General features: G+C 54.9%; 11 protein-coding genes. 2 read left to right on the top strand and 9 right to left on the bottom strand.

The window, feature by feature from the left end:
• Positions 1-7: 7 nt before the first annotated feature.
• The 9 genes from pglZ to ACR0AM_RS02600 are packed head-to-tail and all read right to left on the bottom strand — an operon-like array spanning position 8 to position 16,830.
• Positions 8-2,503, bottom strand: a complete 2,496-nt coding sequence (pglZ, locus tag ACR0AM_RS02640) for a BREX-1 system phosphatase PglZ type A (protein WP_480622036.1) — start codon at positions 2,501-2,503, stop codon at positions 8-10.
• Positions 2,500-5,955, bottom strand: a complete 3,456-nt coding sequence (gene pglX, locus ACR0AM_RS02635) for a BREX-1 system adenine-specific DNA-methyltransferase PglX (RefSeq protein ID WP_274653184.1) — start codon at positions 5,953-5,955, stop codon at positions 2,500-2,502. Before pglX (ACR0AM_RS02635) ends, pglZ begins: the two co-directional genes overlap by 4 nt.
• The gene (pglX, locus tag ACR0AM_RS02630) at positions 5,955-9,485 is read right to left on the bottom strand and encodes a BREX-1 system adenine-specific DNA-methyltransferase PglX (RefSeq protein ID WP_274653186.1); all 3,531 of its coding nucleotides are present in this window, start codon (positions 9,483-9,485) and stop codon (positions 5,955-5,957) included. Before pglX (ACR0AM_RS02630) ends, pglX (ACR0AM_RS02635) begins: the two co-directional genes overlap by 1 nt.
• A complete protein-coding gene (locus tag ACR0AM_RS02625) occupies positions 9,485-10,036 on the bottom strand; it encodes a hypothetical protein (RefSeq protein ID WP_274653188.1) in 552 nt (183 codons plus the stop codon). Before ACR0AM_RS02625 ends, pglX (ACR0AM_RS02630) begins: the two co-directional genes overlap by 1 nt.
• Positions 10,033-11,220 carry an AAA family ATPase gene (locus tag ACR0AM_RS02620; protein WP_274653190.1) on the bottom strand — a complete coding sequence of 396 codons (1,188 nt, stop codon included), beginning with the start codon at positions 11,218-11,220 and terminating at the stop codon, positions 10,033-10,035. Before ACR0AM_RS02620 ends, ACR0AM_RS02625 begins: the two co-directional genes overlap by 4 nt.
• Complete coding sequence (brxC, locus tag ACR0AM_RS02615) at positions 11,220-14,738, bottom strand: BREX system P-loop protein BrxC (RefSeq protein WP_274653192.1); 3,519 nt, start codon at positions 14,736-14,738, stop codon at positions 11,220-11,222. Before brxC ends, ACR0AM_RS02620 begins: the two co-directional genes overlap by 1 nt.
• 4 nt (positions 14,739-14,742) lie before the next feature.
• Entirely contained in the window at positions 14,743-15,345 is a 603-nt protein-coding gene (locus ACR0AM_RS02610; RefSeq protein WP_274653194.1) for a DUF1788 domain-containing protein, read from the bottom strand.
• A gap of 1 nt (position 15,346) precedes the next feature.
• The gene (locus ACR0AM_RS02605; protein ID WP_274653196.1) at positions 15,347-15,961 is read right to left on the bottom strand and encodes a DUF1819 family protein; all 615 of its coding nucleotides are present in this window, start codon (positions 15,959-15,961) and stop codon (positions 15,347-15,349) included.
• Positions 15,958-16,830 (bottom strand): WYL domain-containing protein, encoded by an 873-nt coding sequence (locus ACR0AM_RS02600; RefSeq protein WP_260112387.1) that lies wholly within the window; start codon positions 16,828-16,830, stop codon positions 15,958-15,960. The genes ACR0AM_RS02605 and ACR0AM_RS02600 overlap by 4 nt, the downstream gene beginning before the upstream one ends.
• Positions 16,831-17,400: 570 nt before the next feature.
• Between ACR0AM_RS02600 and ACR0AM_RS02595 the strand changes: the two genes are divergently transcribed.
• Both ACR0AM_RS02595 and ACR0AM_RS02590 read left to right on the top strand, forming a co-directional pair.
• Positions 17,401-18,279: an ArdC family protein gene (locus tag ACR0AM_RS02595; RefSeq protein ID WP_274653202.1), complete on the top strand. Its 879-nt coding sequence runs from the start codon at positions 17,401-17,403 to the stop codon at positions 18,277-18,279.
• Complete coding sequence (locus ACR0AM_RS02590; RefSeq protein ID WP_274653204.1) at positions 18,276-18,455, top strand: hypothetical protein; 180 nt, start codon at positions 18,276-18,278, stop codon at positions 18,453-18,455. The genes ACR0AM_RS02595 and ACR0AM_RS02590 overlap by 4 nt, the downstream gene beginning before the upstream one ends.
• Positions 18,456-18,620: the final 165 nt, after the last annotated feature.

The raw sequence follows: 18,620 nt of genomic DNA, 5'->3' as shown, positions 1-18,620 counted from the left end.
TAGGTCCTTAAAAGTCGAAATCTGTCGATATGCCACGACGCAGTTGGAAACGGTGGCTTGTGTAATCTTCGAAGTGGCTCGTTTTGCCGATACGTTCGCGAAGCTTGAGGAAGACGTCCTGGTTGTTGAACCGATCAGCATCGCGAGAAAGCAGGAACTTGATGGGCAGCTCCCGTTCGCGCGCATTTTGCGAGGTGTAGTCAAAGGTCAGCGGGTGCTCATCTGAAATGAGCGTGCCGTCCGAAGCGTAAATCCCAGCAAGAACATCACGTTGTTGCTGTTTCTCTGAAACCGGCTGCGTTTGATAGAGAGTGACCGCCGTTTGGCCGGAAGAGATCAGGCTTTTTCCAGTTACGATGATCTGCACTTCAACTTTTTCGACATCGGCTTCGCGTCGTTTACCAACGCGGAGTACGGGAACAATGACCTCTTGAAGCGTGGCCCCGCCATGCACAAACCGGCTTCCCGCCCCCTTGACGCGCATACGATTGATCGAATTGGGCAGTAGAACATCCAAGTTACCTGATAGACCCAAATTTGCGGATGAGAACTTCTTCATTCCAGATGTCGCATCAAGGTCTCGCCCAATGATAAATCGACGATTCTTAACAAGGATTTCCGCACCAGCAGGAACCGCTACCGAAAAATCTGTCTCATCCAACGCGCGGTGCTGATAGATGAAGCCGTGATCGGCCGTCACAAGGATGTTGGAAAAGTTGGCCGTCGTAAGCTTGCGGACCAGTTTGGTCAGATCCTCGACAGCGACTTCTGCAGCCTCTGTCACGCGTTCCTCAGTGGCGAGCTTGTCGCCAACGATGTCGATCCTGTTGTGGTAGAGGTAGAGAATGTCATGATCGCGGAAAATCTCTTTGCCGTCGTCCGCCTTCAAGCTCATGAAATCATCGGCCTTCATGGCTTTGACACGGTCTCCGGCACGCCCCATGCCCAGAACCTTTTCGCGGTTTGCGGTTCCCTGAGTAGGCAAGCCAAACGAAGACACGTTGCCGTCCTCCGACAGCTCCAGATCCTTGTTCGGTAAGAGCGCAGCCATGCCGAGTTGCGTGTAGCTGGGCAGCGCAGAAATCATCGGCTTTAGGTCGGCGTCGAACCGGTTCAGCTTGCGGATCTCGCGCAGCGCTTCTTCTGCAACCTCATAACGCAACGCGTCAGAGATGATCACCACCACCTTCTGATCGCGGCGGCGGAATTCAGCGGCCTGGTCCATATAGAAATCGGTCTGATGCGCAAAGCCCGAGATCTTCCAATCGCTCAGTCCAGCGATCTGATCCTGCCAGGCATCATTGACGGCCTGAAGGAAGTTGGTCGTGTAGCGGTTCTCTACGCTCTCGAATAACGCGCTAAGCAGCGAGGCCTGACCGCTTTTTTGCATATGATAGATGAATTTGCGGTAGAGCTGGTCGATCTTGTACCAGTGCGAAATATACCGCTTAACCCCCTCAGCGGGGGAGGTCATGGTCAGGTTCGCCTCAGCCAACGCCTGCTGGAATTCTGTGGCATAGCCGATGGCTTGATAAATATCCTCATAGGTTGGATACCAATGGCTTTGCCGACGCTCTCGCACAGTCTTCAGTACCTCGGCAGATGAGACTGTCTGGCTCGCCATCTCACGGACCAGAGACCGGATGATCTGTCGGTCGATCTCCTCGAAGTGGTCAATGGCACGCAGAGCCTTGATGTCGCGCTCTTGCACGTCTTCGGGGATCCTCAGGATATCTTGATACTTCCCGCTCAGCGTTTCAAACGCCTTCGCCCCCAGCCGGTTATTCTTCCAGCGGCGGAAGACAAGCAGCGCTTCGCCGTTCAGCTTGCCATCTTCGCCCAAGGCGCGGGCATAGCAGGACTGGAACAGGGTGATCGCGAAATCCTCAAAGTCAGGCGCATCGCTGACATAGCCGTAGGCATTCTCGACCTGTTTCCAGAAGAACTCTGTCAGACCGGATCGCTCCATCAGGCGCATCGCATCGTCGCGCTCGTCCGCCAGCTCTGCCAACAGCTCCTCGATGACCGTGTCCAGGGCACCCTCAGCCCCGGCGCAGACGGCCAGCATGCGGCGTAGCACATCGGTCTTGGTGTCCGATGGCGTGAGCATCTGCTTCAGCGCCTCGATGCGGCTCTTGGCGCGGTAGAACTCCATGTGGTCGCGCACCACGTCTTCGAATTGCAGCGGCAAGCCCAGTTCTGCCAGCCAGATCGCCGCTTGATCGGCCTTGAAGACGCCGCAGGCGAAATAGAGGTCCAGCAGCCAATTGTCGGCCATCTCGGGCGCGGGGCCGTCGTGGAACACCAGAAACTTCTGTTTCGGCTCTTGCCGCAGCATGCGGTATTTCAGGCCGAACTCGTTATTGGTGATCTCGACCTTTTCCACACCCGGCAGATCCACGGCCTCATATTCGCCCCGCATGTCGCGCGCGGCGTCGTACCAAAAGACGATCCGGTGATCGATGAACAGCCGCTCTAGGCCCGCCTTGATCCGGTCCGTCATGACAGCCCCGCAATCTTCTTCAGGGCAGTGCCGAACTTCGGATAGTTTGCCTTCACCCCGTCATCCAGATCCATCTCGATCTTCTGCTGGGCCAGCGGGAAGATCACGTCGCGTTCCCATTCGTTCAGCTCGTCGATCTGCTTGGCGACCTTCGCTACATCCTTCAGCGCCTTGGTCTTTTGGCCTTGGGTTGCGGTGGGATCATCGGCCAGCTTTTCCAGCCGCGTGCGCTCGCCCTCAAGCTTGGTGATGAATTCACGCAGGTAGTCGTTGAGCAGCACCGACACCGTATCGCCGCGATAGCGGTGCATGTAGATCAGCGCGTTGAACGTCCCCTTGGGGGAGGAGACCATCCAGTAGATCGGGCGCTTTTTATAGCGCTTCACGTGGTCGGCGTAGAAATCCTTGGTGAAGTATTTGCGGATGTCCTTGCCCAGAGAGTCCTCGATGAACTTCAGGTTCTCGCGGAAATGCGCCTCGCCGAAGGTCACGCGCAGGAACAGGCGGAAGCGTTCAGTGATGTCGTCCGGGAACCAGTCGCCATCCAGCACGGGGATGACGTTGTCTTCATCCGGCATGAAGCGCGGCTCGGGGATGCGGGCGAGGTAGTCGGCCAGCCGCTCGCCCTGATTGGCGAGGATCAGGCCCGGTTCGTCGAGGCTGTAGCGCCCAAACATGCAGCCCACGGCATAGCTGAGGAACTCGGCCATGGTGTCGGCGCGCAGGCGGGTTTCGCGGTCGGCCTCGGTGCCCTTCACCCCATAGCGATAGGCGGGGTTGCAGGTGAGGGTGATCTCGTTCAGCGGCACCTCGGGGGTCAGCTCGTCTTGTAAGCCGTAAGCGTCGATGAAGATGCGGTTGTTCTCTTCCTCCAGCCGCTGCATTTCGTCCGTCATATCCTGCCAGTGGGCGCGGAGGGTGGCGTAGCTGTCCTCCAGCGTCGCGCCGCGATGTTCGGGCGAGAGCAATGGAAGCGTGGTGAAATCCCAGGAGGCTTCGTAGGCGTCCCAGTCGAAGCGGGCGAGTGATAGCAATTTCTCGATTGCTTTTCGGCTGCTTGCGTCGAGATATGGAAGCCGTTCGATATCTCCGGTTTGAAAATTCAACGTAGGGTTAAGAGCGTCTAGGAAGTGCTTCGCAGAATTTGAGTTGACTACGGCAAGCGTCGGCAGAACTGCGTTCCCCGAGAAAATTCCTGGAGCAGCGTCGGAAAAGAGAATGCCATTCTCAACAAGCCGAAAGCCAATGTTGCTTGATGTAATACGTGACCAGGTTACAAATGGCTGGAAATACAGGATTTTCTCTCGCAGCCTGTAGTTTAATCCCGAATTTTTGATATCGTACCCATCGTTCTCAAGGTTCACTACATGTGCAAGGTTTCCATACCATTTCCTGAAGTCACCACCTTTGCTCATAGGATAGAATTTCCCAGTCATTTCGCTGGAATCGCGCAGACCAAAGGAAATGCTTCTGAACGGGACTTCATGCCAGTTACGCAGGAACGCAGTATCATTGCCTGTCATAATCCCTGACTTGACCGGAAATTCCTCAGCTAACTTTGGAAGACTTGAAAATGCGGAGATGGTTCCTTCGCCAATCCAGTATGCAACAGGGGAGTTGGGTATGGATTGGATGTCTGTTGAAGTTCTGCTGAACGTCCCGTTTTCAAGACTGCCAGATTTAGCAAGCGCGAAGCGCTCGGGTTGCTCGCCTGCATTACCAAGGTAACCAAGGTCGTAGTAATGAGCTGGAAGATTTGGTTTCTTGGATCGAGTTACAAGAAAGGCGCAAATTGGAACAATCGCAGATTGAAAAAAGGCTGTATATGATGGTCTTACGAGGCCAAGGAGCGTGTTGTCGGAGAAAAACAGATTCCTCAGATGCTCGTGTGTCGAAATGAACATCCAGACGAATGGTGTCATAAGCCCAGACACCCCATTGTCTTCCAATAGTGACAAACATCTGGCGCAGAAGGCGGAAAAGAGGTCAGATTTGTAGTTCTTGTATTGCGAGTTTAGCAGTTCTTTGAGCGGGCCATTTGCACCGGACGCATTCATATACGGCGGGTTGGCCACCACGACGTGATACTTTGGCGACAGCGCCTCGGCCATGCGCAGCACGGCGATGACGCGCTCTTGCACCTCCTTCAGCAGCAGGTCGCCGCCGAAATCGCGCGCCGCCACCACCCGCAGCGTCTCGGCCGGGTCGCGCAGCTTCGGCACGATCAGCGAACCGAAGTTCTTGGCCTGCTCGAACTGGCCCAGCGTCTCGCGCAGCTCATCGGTGAACAGATCCTTGCCCACTACGGCGGCCACGTCCTGCATCTCGGTATCGGTAAAGACCACGTTCTGCAACACGCAGATGTCGGGCTTGGCCGCCATCCGCAGGAACCGCCGCCGCCCCAGCTTGGCCGCCGCCTTCATCGCCAGCGCAAAGGCCGCCAGCGCGCCCGCGCGGTCGTCAATTTCCACCCCTGTCAGGTTGTGCGTCAGGATCAGCGCGGGGATCTCGGTCGCGTCGTAGCCCTCTTCCTCGTAGATGGCGTAGAGCAGGTCAAAGGCATAGGTCAGCATGTGCCCCGAGCCTGCGGCCGGATCGCAGATGCGGATCTCTTCGGGCTTGGTGATGCGCAGGAAGTCCGTCTCGGGCTCTTCGGGCGCGATGTAATAATCCATCTTGGCCGCCAGCCCGCTGTGCGGTTTGTTCAGCAGCCAGAGCCGCCCCAGCGAGTTTTCCACCAGGTAGCGGACGATCCAATGGGGAGTGAACAGCTGCGTCGCGGCGGGGATGTTTTCGGCCGTGATCTTCTGGTTCTGCTTGAGGCCCGCGAAGACCTGATCCTTCTTCTCCGAGATGTAGAACTGGTAGAGCCAGCCGATGATCTCGACATCCTGACAAGCGTCTTCGGTCATGACCTTGCGCAGTTCGGCGAGGATCGAGGTCTGCGACAACAGATCCTCCGGCATCAGCAGTTCGGTGTAGTCGTCGATCTGTTCAAACAGGAACGGCATGGGGCCGTGCCACTGATTGCAGGTGTGGACGAGCAGGAGGCGGTATGCTTCGGCCTGTGGGTCATGGGACGGCGTGCGCCCGTCGAGGAGGGATTGGATAGTGGCAGGCGCACTGTCCGGTAGGTTGCCCGCCATCGCCTCTGACAACAGCTCGGGCCGGGTTGCGCCGTCAGCTGGGGAGACGGTACGGACCGGCGTGTAGCCGCCCGCATCCATGAAGCGCAGGGCGGTGAAGCGGTTGAACCACGTGTAAGCGACCTGTTCGATGACCTGCTGTTTGTCGGCTTTGGCGATGGCGTTTTCGAGGTCTTTGACGGCTTTGGGGGCCTCCCGCCGCGCGGCGCTGCCTTCGGCCAGCACGACGTCGAGCTTGGAGGTGACCTGATCGATCAGCAGGTTGCGGGCGGCCTGAGCAAACTTCTTGAGCGCGTTGGTATCCATCAGTTGAGCCCCGTGATCTTCTTCAGGGCTGACCCGAATTCCGGATAGTTTGCTTTCACCCCTTTATCGAGGTCGATCTCAATTTTCCGCTGCGCGAGTGGGAAGATCACCTCGCGTTCCCATTCATTCAGTTCGTTGATCTGCTTGGACAATACGCTGACTTTTTTCAGTGCCTTTGTTTGGTTAGCTTTGGTCTCAGTCGGATCATCAGACCTTTTTTGTTCATTCACGCGTTCACCCTCCAGCTTGGTGATAAATTCGCGCAGGTAGTCGTTGAGCAGCACGGACACTGTGTCGGCTCGATAGCGGTGCATGTAGATCAGCGCGTTGAACGTGCCCTTGGGGCTGGAAAACATCCAGTAGATAGGGCGCTTCTTGTAGCGCTTCACGTGGTCGGCGTAGAAATCCTTGGTGAAATAGTCTCTCAGGGACCTTGGCTTTCCGTTCTTGCCAAGCGCGTCCTCGATGAACTTCAGGTTCTCGCGGAAATGCGCCTCGCCGAAGGTCACGCGCAGGAACAGGCGGAAGCGTTCGGTTATGTCATCGGGGAACCAGTTTTCGTCGAGCACAGGAATGACGTTGTCTTCGTCCGGCATGAAGGTGGGTTCGGGCACGCGGTCGAGGTAGTCGGGCAGCGTCTCGCCCTGATTGGCGAGGATCAGGCCTGGTGCGTCGAGGCTATATCGACCGAACATGCAGCCCACGGCGTAGCTGAGGAACTCCTCCATAGTGCGCTTGCGAAGGTCGGCATCGCGCTCAACGTCGGTCTTATCTCCCTTGATCGAATAGGCGGGGTTGCAGGTGAGGGTGATTTCCTCGATCGGCACCTCGGGGGTAAGCTCGTCCTGCAGGCCATAGGCGTCGATGAAGATGCGGTTGTTCTCTTCCTCAAGGGCCTGCATCTCGTCCGTCATAGACTGCCAATGGGCGCGGAGGGTGGCGTAACTGTCCTCCAGCTTCTCGCCGCGATGATCGGGCGAGAGCAGCGCAAGCGTGGTGAAATCCCAAGAGGTTTCGTAGGCGTCCCAGTCTGACTTCGAAATTGCTACAGCCCTGCGCGCGGTTTCGGTTTGGTCGGGCAAGGGGTTGGACGTAGGTACGCGAGCCACATCGCCTTTATTAAATGATATAGTCTGACTGATGTGTGACAGGAAAAAATTAGTTGTAGAGGCACATGCCAATGCAACGAGGCTGAGAACTGAAATGCTTTGCCTCTCTGGGAAAGCCGACTGCCCCGTGTCATCAAAAATAAATCCTTGGGGTAGAAGTCTTGGCGAGAAATTCCCTGTGCTAATTTTAGCCCACGTGAACCCTGGTCGAAAATAAAATTCTCGACTGCGCGGGCTCGCCTTTAGGCGGCCGTCAGGAGCGGCGAACTCTCGGATCTCCTTCCCGTCATTTCGCCAATTTACAACAATTTCGTTATTTCCATACCACTTGCGATACTCTCCTCCACTGCTACACGGAAACCACGTTTTTCCTGACAGAATTGCGTCGTCGCGGCTTGCTGCATCCAGTTTCATTTTTAGAAAGGATGTTTCTGTCCAGCGCCGCTGGAAGATTGTGTTGTCGCCGGTCGTTAGTCCTGCGCGGCAATTGGCTATATCGGCCATTGATTTGCCCGAGGAAAAAGCTCGGAGTGTTGCTTCAGATGCCGAGTAGACGATAGGCATACCCGGGAGGGATCTGAAATCGGACGTGGCTGCATGGAAAACTATACTGCGATCTTCGCCGCTCAGTGCCGCCGTGAATTGGTTCGATTTCTCGGCTTCCGACCGACCTGAGGTCAAATCGAGAAAAACACCTTTCAAATGATCATTCTTTAGGTTTTGGATAACAAAGGCGGTTGTGGAAACGACTTCACCGCCAATGCTGTCAAACCCTCTCGCGCCGATGTGTGCCATCGATGTGATGTGGCACTTTGAAAGCAACTTTTGTCGCAATTCTTCATAACCGGACAGATACATCCAAGCTTGCATGTTTATCATTGCCAACGAAGCAGACTCTTCGGATAGCTGGAGGCCGCGCTCCATGAACATCCCGAACAAGTCTGATTTAGACGCGACGTAATTGAATTTTGCGAACTCAATCAATCGGGCGTTCATACTTTTGGCATTCATATATGGCGGGTTGGCCACCACCACGTGATACTTTGGCGACAACGCCTCGGCCATGCGCAGCACAGCGATGACGCGCTCCAGCACCGGTTTCAGCACCAGATCGGCATCCGAAAGTCGCGCCTCGACCACCCGCAGGGTTTCCGCCGGATCACGCAGTTTCGGCACGATCAGCGAGCCGAAGTTCTTGGCCTGCTCGAACTGTCCCAGCGTCTCGCGGAGCTCATCGGTGAACAGATCCTTGCCCACTACGGCGGCCACGTCCTGCATCTCGGTATCGGTAAAGACCACGTTCTGCAACACGCAGATGTCGGGCTTGGCCGCCATCCGCAGGAACCGCCGCCGCCCCAGCTTGGCCGCCGCCTTCATCGCCAGCGCAAAGGCCGCCAGCGCGCCCGCGCGGTCGTCAATTTCCACCCCTGTCAGGTTGTGCGTCAGGATCAGCGCGGGGATCTCGGTCGCGTCATAGCCCTCTTCCTCGTAGATGGCGTAGAGCAGGTCAAAGGCATAGGTCAGCATGTGCCCCGAGCCTGCGGCCGGATCGCAGATGCGGATCTCTTCGGGCTTGGTGATGCGCAGGAAGTCCGTCTCGGGCTCTTCGGGCGCGATGTAATAATCCATCTTGGCCGCCAGCCCGCTGTGCGGTTTGTTCAGCAGCCAGAGCCGCCCCAGCGAGTTTTCCACCAGGTAGCGGACGATCCAATGGGGAGTGAACAGCTGCGTCGCGGCGGGGATGTTTTCGGCCGTGATCTTCTGGTTCTTCTTGAGGCCCGCGAAGACCTGATCCTTCTTCTCGGAGATGTAGAACTGGTAGAGCCAGCCGATGATCTCGACGTCCTCACACACGTCAGGTGTCATCGCCTCACGGAGGTAGGCGAGGATCGAAGCGTTGGACTGGAGGTCCGAAGGCATTAGTAGCTCAGTATAGTCGTCGATGCGCTCGAACATGAACGGCAATGCCTCATGCCAGTAGTTGCATGCCGCGACCACAAGCAATCTGTACGCCTCTCCTTGAGGGTCCGGACTATCGATACGCCCGTCCAACAAGCTTAGGACCTTTTGCCGGGTGATTTCGGAAACAATTTGCTCGTTGATACTCCCTGATTTTGCATCCGAAAGTATCTCAGGTTGAAATTGACCAACGGACGGAGACACAACGCGAACAGGAGAGAGACCGTTCACATCCATGTACCGCAAAGCGGTGAACCTGTTGAACCAGACATAGGCCACCTTTTCGACGACGTGCTCTGGTCCATGTTTGGCGACAAATGCCTCAAGTTTCTTGAACGCCTTCGGGTGTTCTCGTCGAGCCCTTGAGCCGTCGCTCAAGACGGCGTCCATCCTTGCGGCGACTTGATCAATCAAAGTGCTCCGCGCAAATTGGGCGAACTTTCTAAGCTTTGTGGTATCCATCAGTCGATGGCCTCCGCAATATCAGTCGCTTCGGCAATCCGGGCTACGGGCCAATCGGCGAATGTTTTGTTCCAGATATCAACGGACACCACCACACAATCAGCTATGTGTTGCCGTCGCCAGGGGGTGTCTGTCTCGCATCGAATATCGGCTAGAAGGCGATCTTTGAAGCCCGTAAGCAATGCCTTCTGTTGAATCGGATCGTAGGCATCGAGACCGATTAGAACGACGTATTTGAGCGGTTTGGTGTCTCGCTCCATCAAATGCAAAAACGTATATGAACTGCGCGCCTTCGGTGTCAATTCTTGGGTTAGAATCGAATTGTCTGAAAGCCTTTTGAAATATTTCGCTCTCTCATCAGGTGGAGTTCTCTTGTTCGAAGGATCCTTAATTTCAACAAGCAAAATGTCGTTCTCTCTTTCGATAACGAGATCGACAAATTTCATTTGAACCGGAAGCTTCACTCCCTGTTTATCAAGTTCATCCCATATCGCTTCATCTGGAAACGAAAACTCGAGATCAGCATTTTTTTCGGCTCTGTACAGCTTCATGGGCTCGGCGCTCCGAGCGCACGAGCCATGTCTTCATCGAAGAGTTCAGCAAAGGTGTCCGAGATAGCTGTCTTGGAAATAAGCGCATAGCTGTCGGCGCTTTCGACGCTCATTTTCTGCGTGGCAGGATCCTGGTAAATCGCGTGGAAACGTATATGGTCTTCTTTCCCTTCGTCCGTAAGAAGATCTAGCCACTTCAGAAGCACGTAGTCGTGGGTAGCAAGAATGATTTGTTGTCCGTTGCGGGAAAGCTCCAAAAGAACCTGAACCAGCTTCTTCATCAGTTTTGGATTCAGGTTCGACTCTGGCTCATCCCATAGAAGGGCCCCCGTTTTGCCGGGGCTGATCGATCCGTTACATAGTAAGCGGTGAAGAACACCGATCTTGCGGTATCCTTCAGCAGTCATGCCAGTTGGGAAAGCCTGAACGTCATTCGAAACAAATCTGGTCTGGGTCGAATCTTGATATGCCTTCGCGATTTGAGCTTTGGATTTACCCTCACCATCGTCTGTCGTCGGCTTAACTTTTTCTTCATACCGCCCAGGCTGAAACTCGAAACCGCCGTCACTTTTTGCGCGATAGCGCCCCCCCACCAGAGTAACCAGATCGCGAATTACATTCGAGAGCCTCGGATCTTCGAGGAGATCAGATTTTTCGTCGAAGCCAGGCTGCATAAGAAGTTCAGCAAGGTTCACATAGCCATCATCGAAAATCATCTCGACAGTAGCGCGGTCATGTTTGGGGTGGCGAATGCCACGAACCAAGGAAAGCACCTCTTTGGTCGGGATGTAGACAGGCGTGTCGGCAGATTTGGGTTTCGCGGCGGCTGAGGCAAAATCCAAGTATTGAGACCTCGCACTGAAAGTTACCTCAACGGCGGAATCATCGCTGTTCACCAGTCGCAGCCGGGTTTGCGATTGAGTCCCTTTGGAAGAGAGGGTTCCAACCTTGTCGTCCTCAGTTGAAAAAATGCTCAGGAATTTTCCTGATGCTGAGGCCGCGAAACCTTCGTCTGAGCGATTAGGATATCTATTGCCGGCGATCAGGCCTAAGCCATAGATAGCCTTTAATAGAAGCGTTTTCCCAGTCCCGTTTGACCCTATAACAACGTTAAGCCGAGGGGAAAGAGAAAGATCCAGTTTTTCGAACGCTGTGAAGTTCTCGAATTTAAGATTAGCTATCATTACACAATTACTTTCTTGCCCGCGCGGATTTCGGCCAGCAGGGTCTTTTTCATTTCTTGAAGGTATTGGTCGACGTCGGCCTCATCGGTCAGCAGCGTTTTAGGGGCTGTGACCTTCAGCTGCGAGGCGAGAACCGTTGTGGGGGGCAGCGGCGCGGGCGCAGGCCGGTCCGACATGCCGGGCTGAGGCCCGGGCGCAGGTGTCGGTCGCGCGAGGTGGTCGAGTTCGGTGACGACGTCCGACAGCAGGTTGGTACGCGCACCATTGGCACGGTCGCGCAGCACGGGGATCAGCGTGACCGTATCAAGACCTGCCTTGTGGCTTTCAATGCGGGCGGTGATGCGGGCCTGTTTGTCCGTGTCGAGCGCCTGGAAGTCCGGCATTTGTGCGATCTTGGCAGAGACGTCTTCGACCTCTGCGATGACGGCTTTGCGTTCCTCAAGCACCTTGAGTTCGACCTTGTTTTTCAGATCAAACAGGTCAGATTTGAGGTTCTGGATCATTGAGCCTTTAAAGCAGCCCGGATCCTCTAATGCGGCGCGCAGCTTCGCCCCAGCATCAGGATCGACATAGTCGATGTTGGCAGATTGGCTGGTGAGCATATCGCGGGCATCGTCGTAGATACCCTTTTGCGCGCCACCCATGAAGGACTTCACCTTGTCCAGGATATCTTCCTTCGCGTTCAGAAGGTCATCCTCGCGCTTGGGCGCGTCGGAAATATACCAGTTCGCTGGCTTGCCTTTCATGCCCCGCAGCAGTTCATGAAACGGCTCGAGCGCGGTTAGGAAAGGGTAGCGGTGCGACTGGCGAACAAGCCCGTCTACCTCGGCTTCAAGTGTATCAATGCTTGTAGCCCATTCCGCACCCAAACCACGCGCATCTGTTCCTGATGAGGGATGTGCAAAGAGTTCCTGATAAAGTTCTTTTGCCCGCCGTATTTCAGCAGCGGAGAATTCCGTCTGAGGGGTCAGTAATATGTTCGGTAGCGCGTGACTGTTGTTCAACGCTTTGGCAAGCTCCAAGCCTTCCTTGATGGCGCTGTCGACGCGCGCTTCGATTTTGCCTTTGGCGACCAAGCTGCCCGCAAGGCAAAGGACTGCGGTAACTGGCCAGCCGTAGGGTTTGGATGTGAACCGATCAGCAAGATATTTGACGGAGACCTTCACCCCGTTGCGTGCCTGCGCATTGATGAAGCTGAGGACGTCTTGTTCGGCTTCGTTGATACCTGTGCCGTCAGAACCGAAGAGCCCGCTTTCCGACTGTACCGCTTTGTTGATATCGGCCTCGGTATAACTGACGCCGCGCAGCATCGGGAGATTGGTGTAGACTTTGTCGACCAGGGACTGGAACGCCTTGCTAATGCGCTCTTGAGCATCCTCTCCACCGATCTCCAATTCGTCACCCCTGACGAAAAGTCGGGCGCTTCCCATCAACTTGCGAAGCCGCATTTCAAGGTCCTTTGCGCGGCGGCCGTTTTGTTCTCCTTTTTCTGCGACGATACGGTCGCGACCCGGCTGCGTAGAACCGCTGCGGGACTGACGGATAAACTTGTCCGTTTGCTTAAACAGGATCAGGTCGCGGACGAAGTTGGCATCTGGTTTCATGGCAACCGCTAGCTCTTCCCGAGACATGGTTTTCATTCGAATGCCATCGGGGCTTTCAACCTCGTCGCTGAGGGGCGAAACGAGATTGATTGCCAGTTCGTACTCGCGACCAACCGCGTGATCATCGAGTTTCCGGGTAAAGGCATATTCGCTATTCGTTGCGAGATGCTTGATCTTGCGATGACGCAGAATGGTATCGAATGCGAGGGTTTCGAGTTCCTTCGAGAGCTCAGAAGGGTCTATGTCGAGGGCTTTGATTTCCGCTTCGACATCCTTTTCCTCATTGGTGAGGAACTCATAGACCTCACCGTTCCGCTGGATGTAGGTTTCCCTTTCCAGACGGCTCAATGCTTCCTCGATCTTGCGGCGTTGGCTCGTCTGGTCCGCCTCAAACTCTGACAGCAGCAGAATTCCGATGTTTCGAACCGATGGTTTGAAGCCTTTGACGTATTTGACAAGAAACAAGGATTTCAAAACCCGAACGGCAAAAGGATCGTCCAGGTTTTTTTCGGCAATCTGAATACTCTGTTGAACCGAAGATTTCAGTGCGGTGCGGATCCCTTCGAACATGAGATCGAAAGTGGCCAGCCCACCAACTTCTTTGTCTTTCAGCTTCTTCGAGACCTCTTGGAAAACGCCCAACATCGACCGCTCGCCGACCGAGCTGTGTTTGCCTTCAAATGCGTTGTGCTCCGACAAAGACGTGATCGCCATTTGAAAGAGGTCATACTGATAGGGGGGGAAAGGATAACTTGAGATGAAGTGGTCGCGATCCCGGTAGTTTTTGAGCTTCATCGAGCCGTCAGCAAAATCGAACAGGGTCTTGAGGTTGTTTTCTTCGCGGTCATGAAGGTTGCCAAGCGTTACTTGCCCTTCCGACGTCTTGGCGAGGAGGCGGCGCTGGATCACTTCGGCGACATCGGCCGAGTTCAGCGGCATGCGGTTGCTGAAGCGGGCCTGGATTTTGGAGAAGTCATTCTCTTGCTGTTGCGTCATGTCGCCGATAACCGACGCCATGTCTTGCTGCGCAGTTACTATGATCCAAGCTTGCCCTTTGCATTTGGTGTTAAGGCTCTCTGCAATAGTTTGCAGGTTGGTCATGAGTTTTACATTGTCCGCAATATACTGGCCGACTTCGTCAACGAAGAAGTTGAGCCGGAAGCCCTTGGGCTGGTCATCGATCCAAGCTTTGACTGTTCCAGCGAAGTCCTCAATCGAGACGCGTGTGTCCTTCCGGTATTGGCTCAGGATGTCTTTTGCATCTGAAGGATCACCACCGGTTGCTTCTGCAAACGCTGTCGCAATGTTCTTGGCTTCGAGTAGCGCCTGTTCTCGACCGCGCTCCCAGTCTTTCCCGGCAGCGCTTCGAAAAGCTTCTTTGAATGCCTCGAATTGCCCACGCCCCTGCAAGTCGCGTTCGAATTGCGCGATATGAGGCTGTTTGCCATAAAACCCGCAGGCTTCGTCAAAGACCTTTTGGAAGACAGATAGAAGCGCATCTACATCCGTTTTTGAGATCACATCTGCCTTCTGGTCGATATTGAACAAGATCGATTTCGACGGGATGGAAACGGCCTTGTTGAGTGCGCCTGCCAGCATTGGCTCGCCCTTGAGTTTTTCAGCGAAGATCTCGTGAGCGGTTTTGCCGTCGACTTCACGATTTTCAAGCAGTAGAGCCAGCATCTTCAGCAAGTGCGACTTACCAGAGCCAAAGAAGCCAGATATCCAGACGCCATTTGAAGTGTCATAATTGTTGTAGGCCTCGAGGAACTGTTCCAGCCGTTGGCCGATCTCCCCTGTGATGACGTACTCGTCGAGTTCGATGCGAAGGCTTGCCTCGTCATCGGCCTTAATGACGCCGTCAATGGCGCGATCAACGGGTTTCTCAAAAATGTCTTTTAGCAGCTGGGCCATGGGCTTAGACCTCGTAATTCAGAATGTTGAAGGCGCGGTAATACTTGTCGTCATGAAGCTGACCAAAGAGATCCAATGACGCGCCAGTCGCCAAAGCATGGGTGTAGCTTCCTGGGAAGAAGAGAACGGTTGGTGCTTCTTTCGCCGTGCTTTGTAGGTTGTTCAGCACGTTGTGAGAGCGGATGTAAGGGTATACCTCACCGACGCCCGACAAGAAAATGACGTCATGTGGGGTCGCTTGGATCGCCTGGCCAATACGCGGGATCAGGTGGGCCTGTGGGTCCAAGACGCCTTGTAGAAGCTCCTTGATCTCACCCTTGCTACTGTCGGCCTCAATTTCAAGAACCTGCTCTAAGATCCCGCGCTCTGAAAGTATTTCGAGAGCGAGATCGTAGAGGTTCAGGTCCAACACTCGAGTGCCGGAGTGCTGAATTCGGGTCACAAGATCTTCACGATCCTCAACCATGGTGAGCCCTTCCTCAGCGGGAAAGGGATAGATGAAAAATGGCACTTCATTCCCTAGGCCTTGTTTGGTCAGGAAGCGTTCACTCGTGATCACGCGGTAGAGGTGCTCGGCCCGCTCTTTCCGGTTTAGTTCTCGTTTCAAATTAAGCTCCCTCAACCGGAACACTGGGGAAAATGGCCAGTTCGCCGGGGTTGTGATCTTCAATCATGTGTTTCAAATGTGTGGAAATAATCGCGGTTTGAATGCGATCATCTTCTGAAATGATCCCGGCTTCACGCATCATGCGAAAAGTGATTTGACGAAGTTTAAGACGGGTCGACCGACTTAATCCGGCCAGTCCTTCATCCCATTCAGCTTTTGCCTCAAAAAGAATGTCAAAGCTTTCGAGCGGTAAATCGAGTTGGTAAGACAGGTATCGCTCTCTCACCACTTCCACCGCAAATTCACGAACGAACCGGTATGCGCGGCATGTGGCGATCCACAACAGCGCCTGCTGTTCGGAGCGGTCCGCCTCTTCCACAAGGTAAGCGCGTTCCTCATCCGTAAGAGTAAGCAGTCGGTTAGAAATTTCGCGCAACGATCGGCGGTTCGATGCTGATTTCGGTAGGCTGGTTGTGCCTTCCTCCATGGCTCTGAGAATTGTGTCTTCCCACGCTTCACCGTCTTCATGCAAGCGCGCGACTTCCAGGCTTTCGTTCAGGAAGAGCCCGCCGGTGCTAAATGACATCTTGTAGTCTTGTCTCGCGAAAGCACTCATCGCCGTCCCCTCTCGAGAGCAGCGCGGACTTCTCCGTCATTGATCAAAACTATATGCTGATCCTGTGGGGTGCGGATACTTGGATCAACATCAAGGCCTAGCCGCTTCAGATTGTAAAACAATAGGCACTTTCGCACTGAAAGTTCTGCCGCCCCGTCATTCATTGCATAGTCGAGCTCGACAATCCTGCGTTGGTTTTCAGGAAGGCCAGGGTGCGGTGCGATTTTGAGCGTTACTGTTTGGTGCCAGTCTTCATCTGTACCGGCGTCGACATCTGATTGTTCCCCCAATGCGCTCTTTAGTATGCGTCCGAGAACAAAGTCTTTGAAGACTTGGTCTTTTGAGCAAAGCGCTCTCGCATGCCAACGAAATCCGTCATGTGCAAGGGCATGAGGAATGATAACGCGATCTTCTGGATCGGGGGACGACATCGACTGATAGCTTATTTGCAGCTCTTTGCGCTGTTCACAGGCTAATAAGAGGTTGCGAAGTGTTAGCGCGCTTAGTCCGCGTCCAGGCACAGTGGTTGCCAGAATGTCCGGTTGGTAGACAATCCAGTCTGCAGCGGGGACTGAACCGCCCCGTGAGATCGACAGGAGATCATCAAGATACTCTGACGGATCAAGCGCAGTGTAGTGTTCTTCGAATTTCGGGCCCAGAACGTAGGTCTTGGCCGTTTTATCGTAGATGATGTGTTCGGGATGATCATTGATGTAGCTATTGAGGTCTTTCGAAGCTTGAGCCCGACTGAGGCCCATAACGTCCATCAGATCCGCAAGGCCGACACGTCCACGCCAAAAGACCCTGTGCTCAATGAATGCACGGCGATCCTGCTGCCATCGTGAAAGACTGTTCGATTCGCTTGTCATAGCCTAAGTCTAGTGCAACCTAGAGGATGGGTCTAGATTTAAGAACCATATACTCAGCGGACTGTCTGCAATATCTTGTAATTCTGTCAGCGGGTTGAGGGATTGCTTCGGTCTTGTATCGCGCGCGACCCAGGAAGTATCGCATGGTTTCAGAAGAACCCGCGCTTAAGCGCGCGGGCAACATCTCCCAATAGACTGCACCGAGGCTCAACGGGCCGTTGGCCCGCTCACCCCGATCCAGACATCATTCCTTTTGTTTGGTCCGCCCAACATCCCTGACCGTGGCGGTCAACCTTGGGCCATCCCCAAAATAAGCCACCAATTTCCCCTGTCTCGCGGGCGAGCCATTCCTCGCGGGGCAAATTGGCGTCTGATTTTGGCGCAGACATTTTCTTCGCAAATGTGGCCGATTGACAGCCCCGTTCAGGGCCGTGGGTCGGGCTTTGCCCTCTCCCACTCTGTTCCGCCGAATACATGCGTATTCGGTCAGATCAGGTGGCCGAGGCGCAGCCCATCGGCGGAAGGGGGCGCAAAGCCTCACCCGCGTCACTTTGATCGAGGAGGCCACAAATGGCACCGAAGTTTGATGTTTATGCCCACGTCACCGACACCATTATTGCAGAGATTGAGGCAGGCACGCCGCCATGGCGCAAGCCGTGGACAGGCAGCGCGACCGGCATTGCCCTGCCGACCCGACACAACGGCGAGGAGTATCGCGGGATTAACATCTTGATGCTCTGGGTCATGGCGGCCAAGCATGGCTATGTGTCCAGCCGCTGGATGACCTATAAACAGGCGCAGGAACTGGGCGGACAGGTCCGCAAAGGTGAAACGTCGTCGACCGTGGTCAAATACGGGACGTTCACCCGAGAGAACGAATTGGGCATTGAGGAAGAACTGCCCTATGCGCGCGCTTACCGCGTCTTCAACGCGGATCAGATCGAGGGTTTGCCGGAGGACTACTACATCCGGCCCGAGGACCCCCGCGATCTTGGCACGGCCGAAGATCCTGAACATGAGGCGTTTTTCAGCCGGACAGGGGCGGAGATCCTCACCAGTGACGACCCGCGCGCCTATTACAGCCCCGCCAAAGACCACATTCACATGCCGCCGATTGCCACGTTTCACAATGCGGCAGGCTATTATGGGACTTTGGCCCATGAGGTGATCCATTGGACCGGCAGCGAAAAGCGGCTTGCGAGGATCAAGAAATTTGCGCACCGTGAGGCCTATGCCTTTGAAGAGCTGGTGGCGGAAATCGGTGCTTGTTTCCTTGGTGCTCAGATTGGCGTCGCGCCGGAATTCGACCAAAGCGCCGCTTATGTTGAAGGGTGGTTGAAAGCTCTCAAAGAGGACAAGCGGGCGATTTTCCGCGCGGCGTCCGAGGCGCAGAAGGCAGCCGATTTTGTTTTAGCAGCAGCAGGTCAATCGAAAGCGGCCGCAGCATGAGCGGCCCCGCAATCCTGCCCCCGATGACGTGCCGCAAATGCGGCGCGTCAAATCCGGTGATCTTTCTTGCGCCGGTCATCGTGACAGGCAGTGGCACCTGTATTTGCTTGGACTGCGCAGAGGCGCGCAAATGGCTGGATCCGGACGGCAACTTGAAAGCCGGTATTGAGCTTTGAGCACCTGCGCCCCGCCTCACGTGGCGGAGCGCAGGCCTCGGGGGATGAAATGAGAAATTGTGGCCCGTGCTGCTGCGCACGGGCCGCCCTGAGAAAATGACTGTGCGGAGGATCGACAGCTTTCAGCCCGCTCACCTCCTTCAGGCTTCTTTCAGTTTGATTGGT

It is taken from the genome of Ruegeria sp. AD9 (assembly GCF_056542305.1).
This window is presented reverse-complemented; position numbering and strand designations above follow the sequence as displayed.

Excerpts from the sequence above, each read along its gene's own strand:
- pglZ (WP_480622036.1), bottom strand. The coding sequence starts at position 2,503 with ATGACGGACCGGATCAAGGCGGGCCTAGAGCGGCTGTTCATCGATCAC.
- pglX (WP_274653184.1), bottom strand. The coding sequence starts at position 5,955 with ATGGATACCAACGCGCTCAAGAAGTTTGCTCAGGCCGCCCGCAACCTG.
- pglX (WP_274653186.1), bottom strand. The coding sequence starts at position 9,485 with ATGGATACCACAAAGCTTAGAAAGTTCGCCCAATTTGCGCGGAGCACT.
- ACR0AM_RS02625 (WP_274653188.1), bottom strand. The coding sequence starts at position 10,036 with ATGAAGCTGTACAGAGCCGAAAAAAATGCTGATCTCGAGTTTTCGTTT.
- ACR0AM_RS02620 (WP_274653190.1), bottom strand. The coding sequence starts at position 11,220 with ATGATAGCTAATCTTAAATTCGAGAACTTCACAGCGTTCGAAAAACTG.
- brxC (WP_274653192.1), bottom strand. The coding sequence starts at position 14,738 with ATGGCCCAGCTGCTAAAAGACATTTTTGAGAAACCCGTTGATCGCGCC.
- ACR0AM_RS02605 (WP_274653196.1), bottom strand. The coding sequence starts at position 15,961 with ATGAGTGCTTTCGCGAGACAAGACTACAAGATGTCATTTAGCACCGGC.
- ACR0AM_RS02600 (WP_260112387.1), bottom strand. The coding sequence starts at position 16,830 with ATGACAAGCGAATCGAACAGTCTTTCACGATGGCAGCAGGATCGCCGT.
- ACR0AM_RS02595 (WP_274653202.1), top strand. The coding sequence starts at position 17,401 with ATGGCACCGAAGTTTGATGTTTATGCCCACGTCACCGACACCATTATT.
- ACR0AM_RS02590 (WP_274653204.1), top strand. The coding sequence starts at position 18,276 with ATGAGCGGCCCCGCAATCCTGCCCCCGATGACGTGCCGCAAATGCGGC.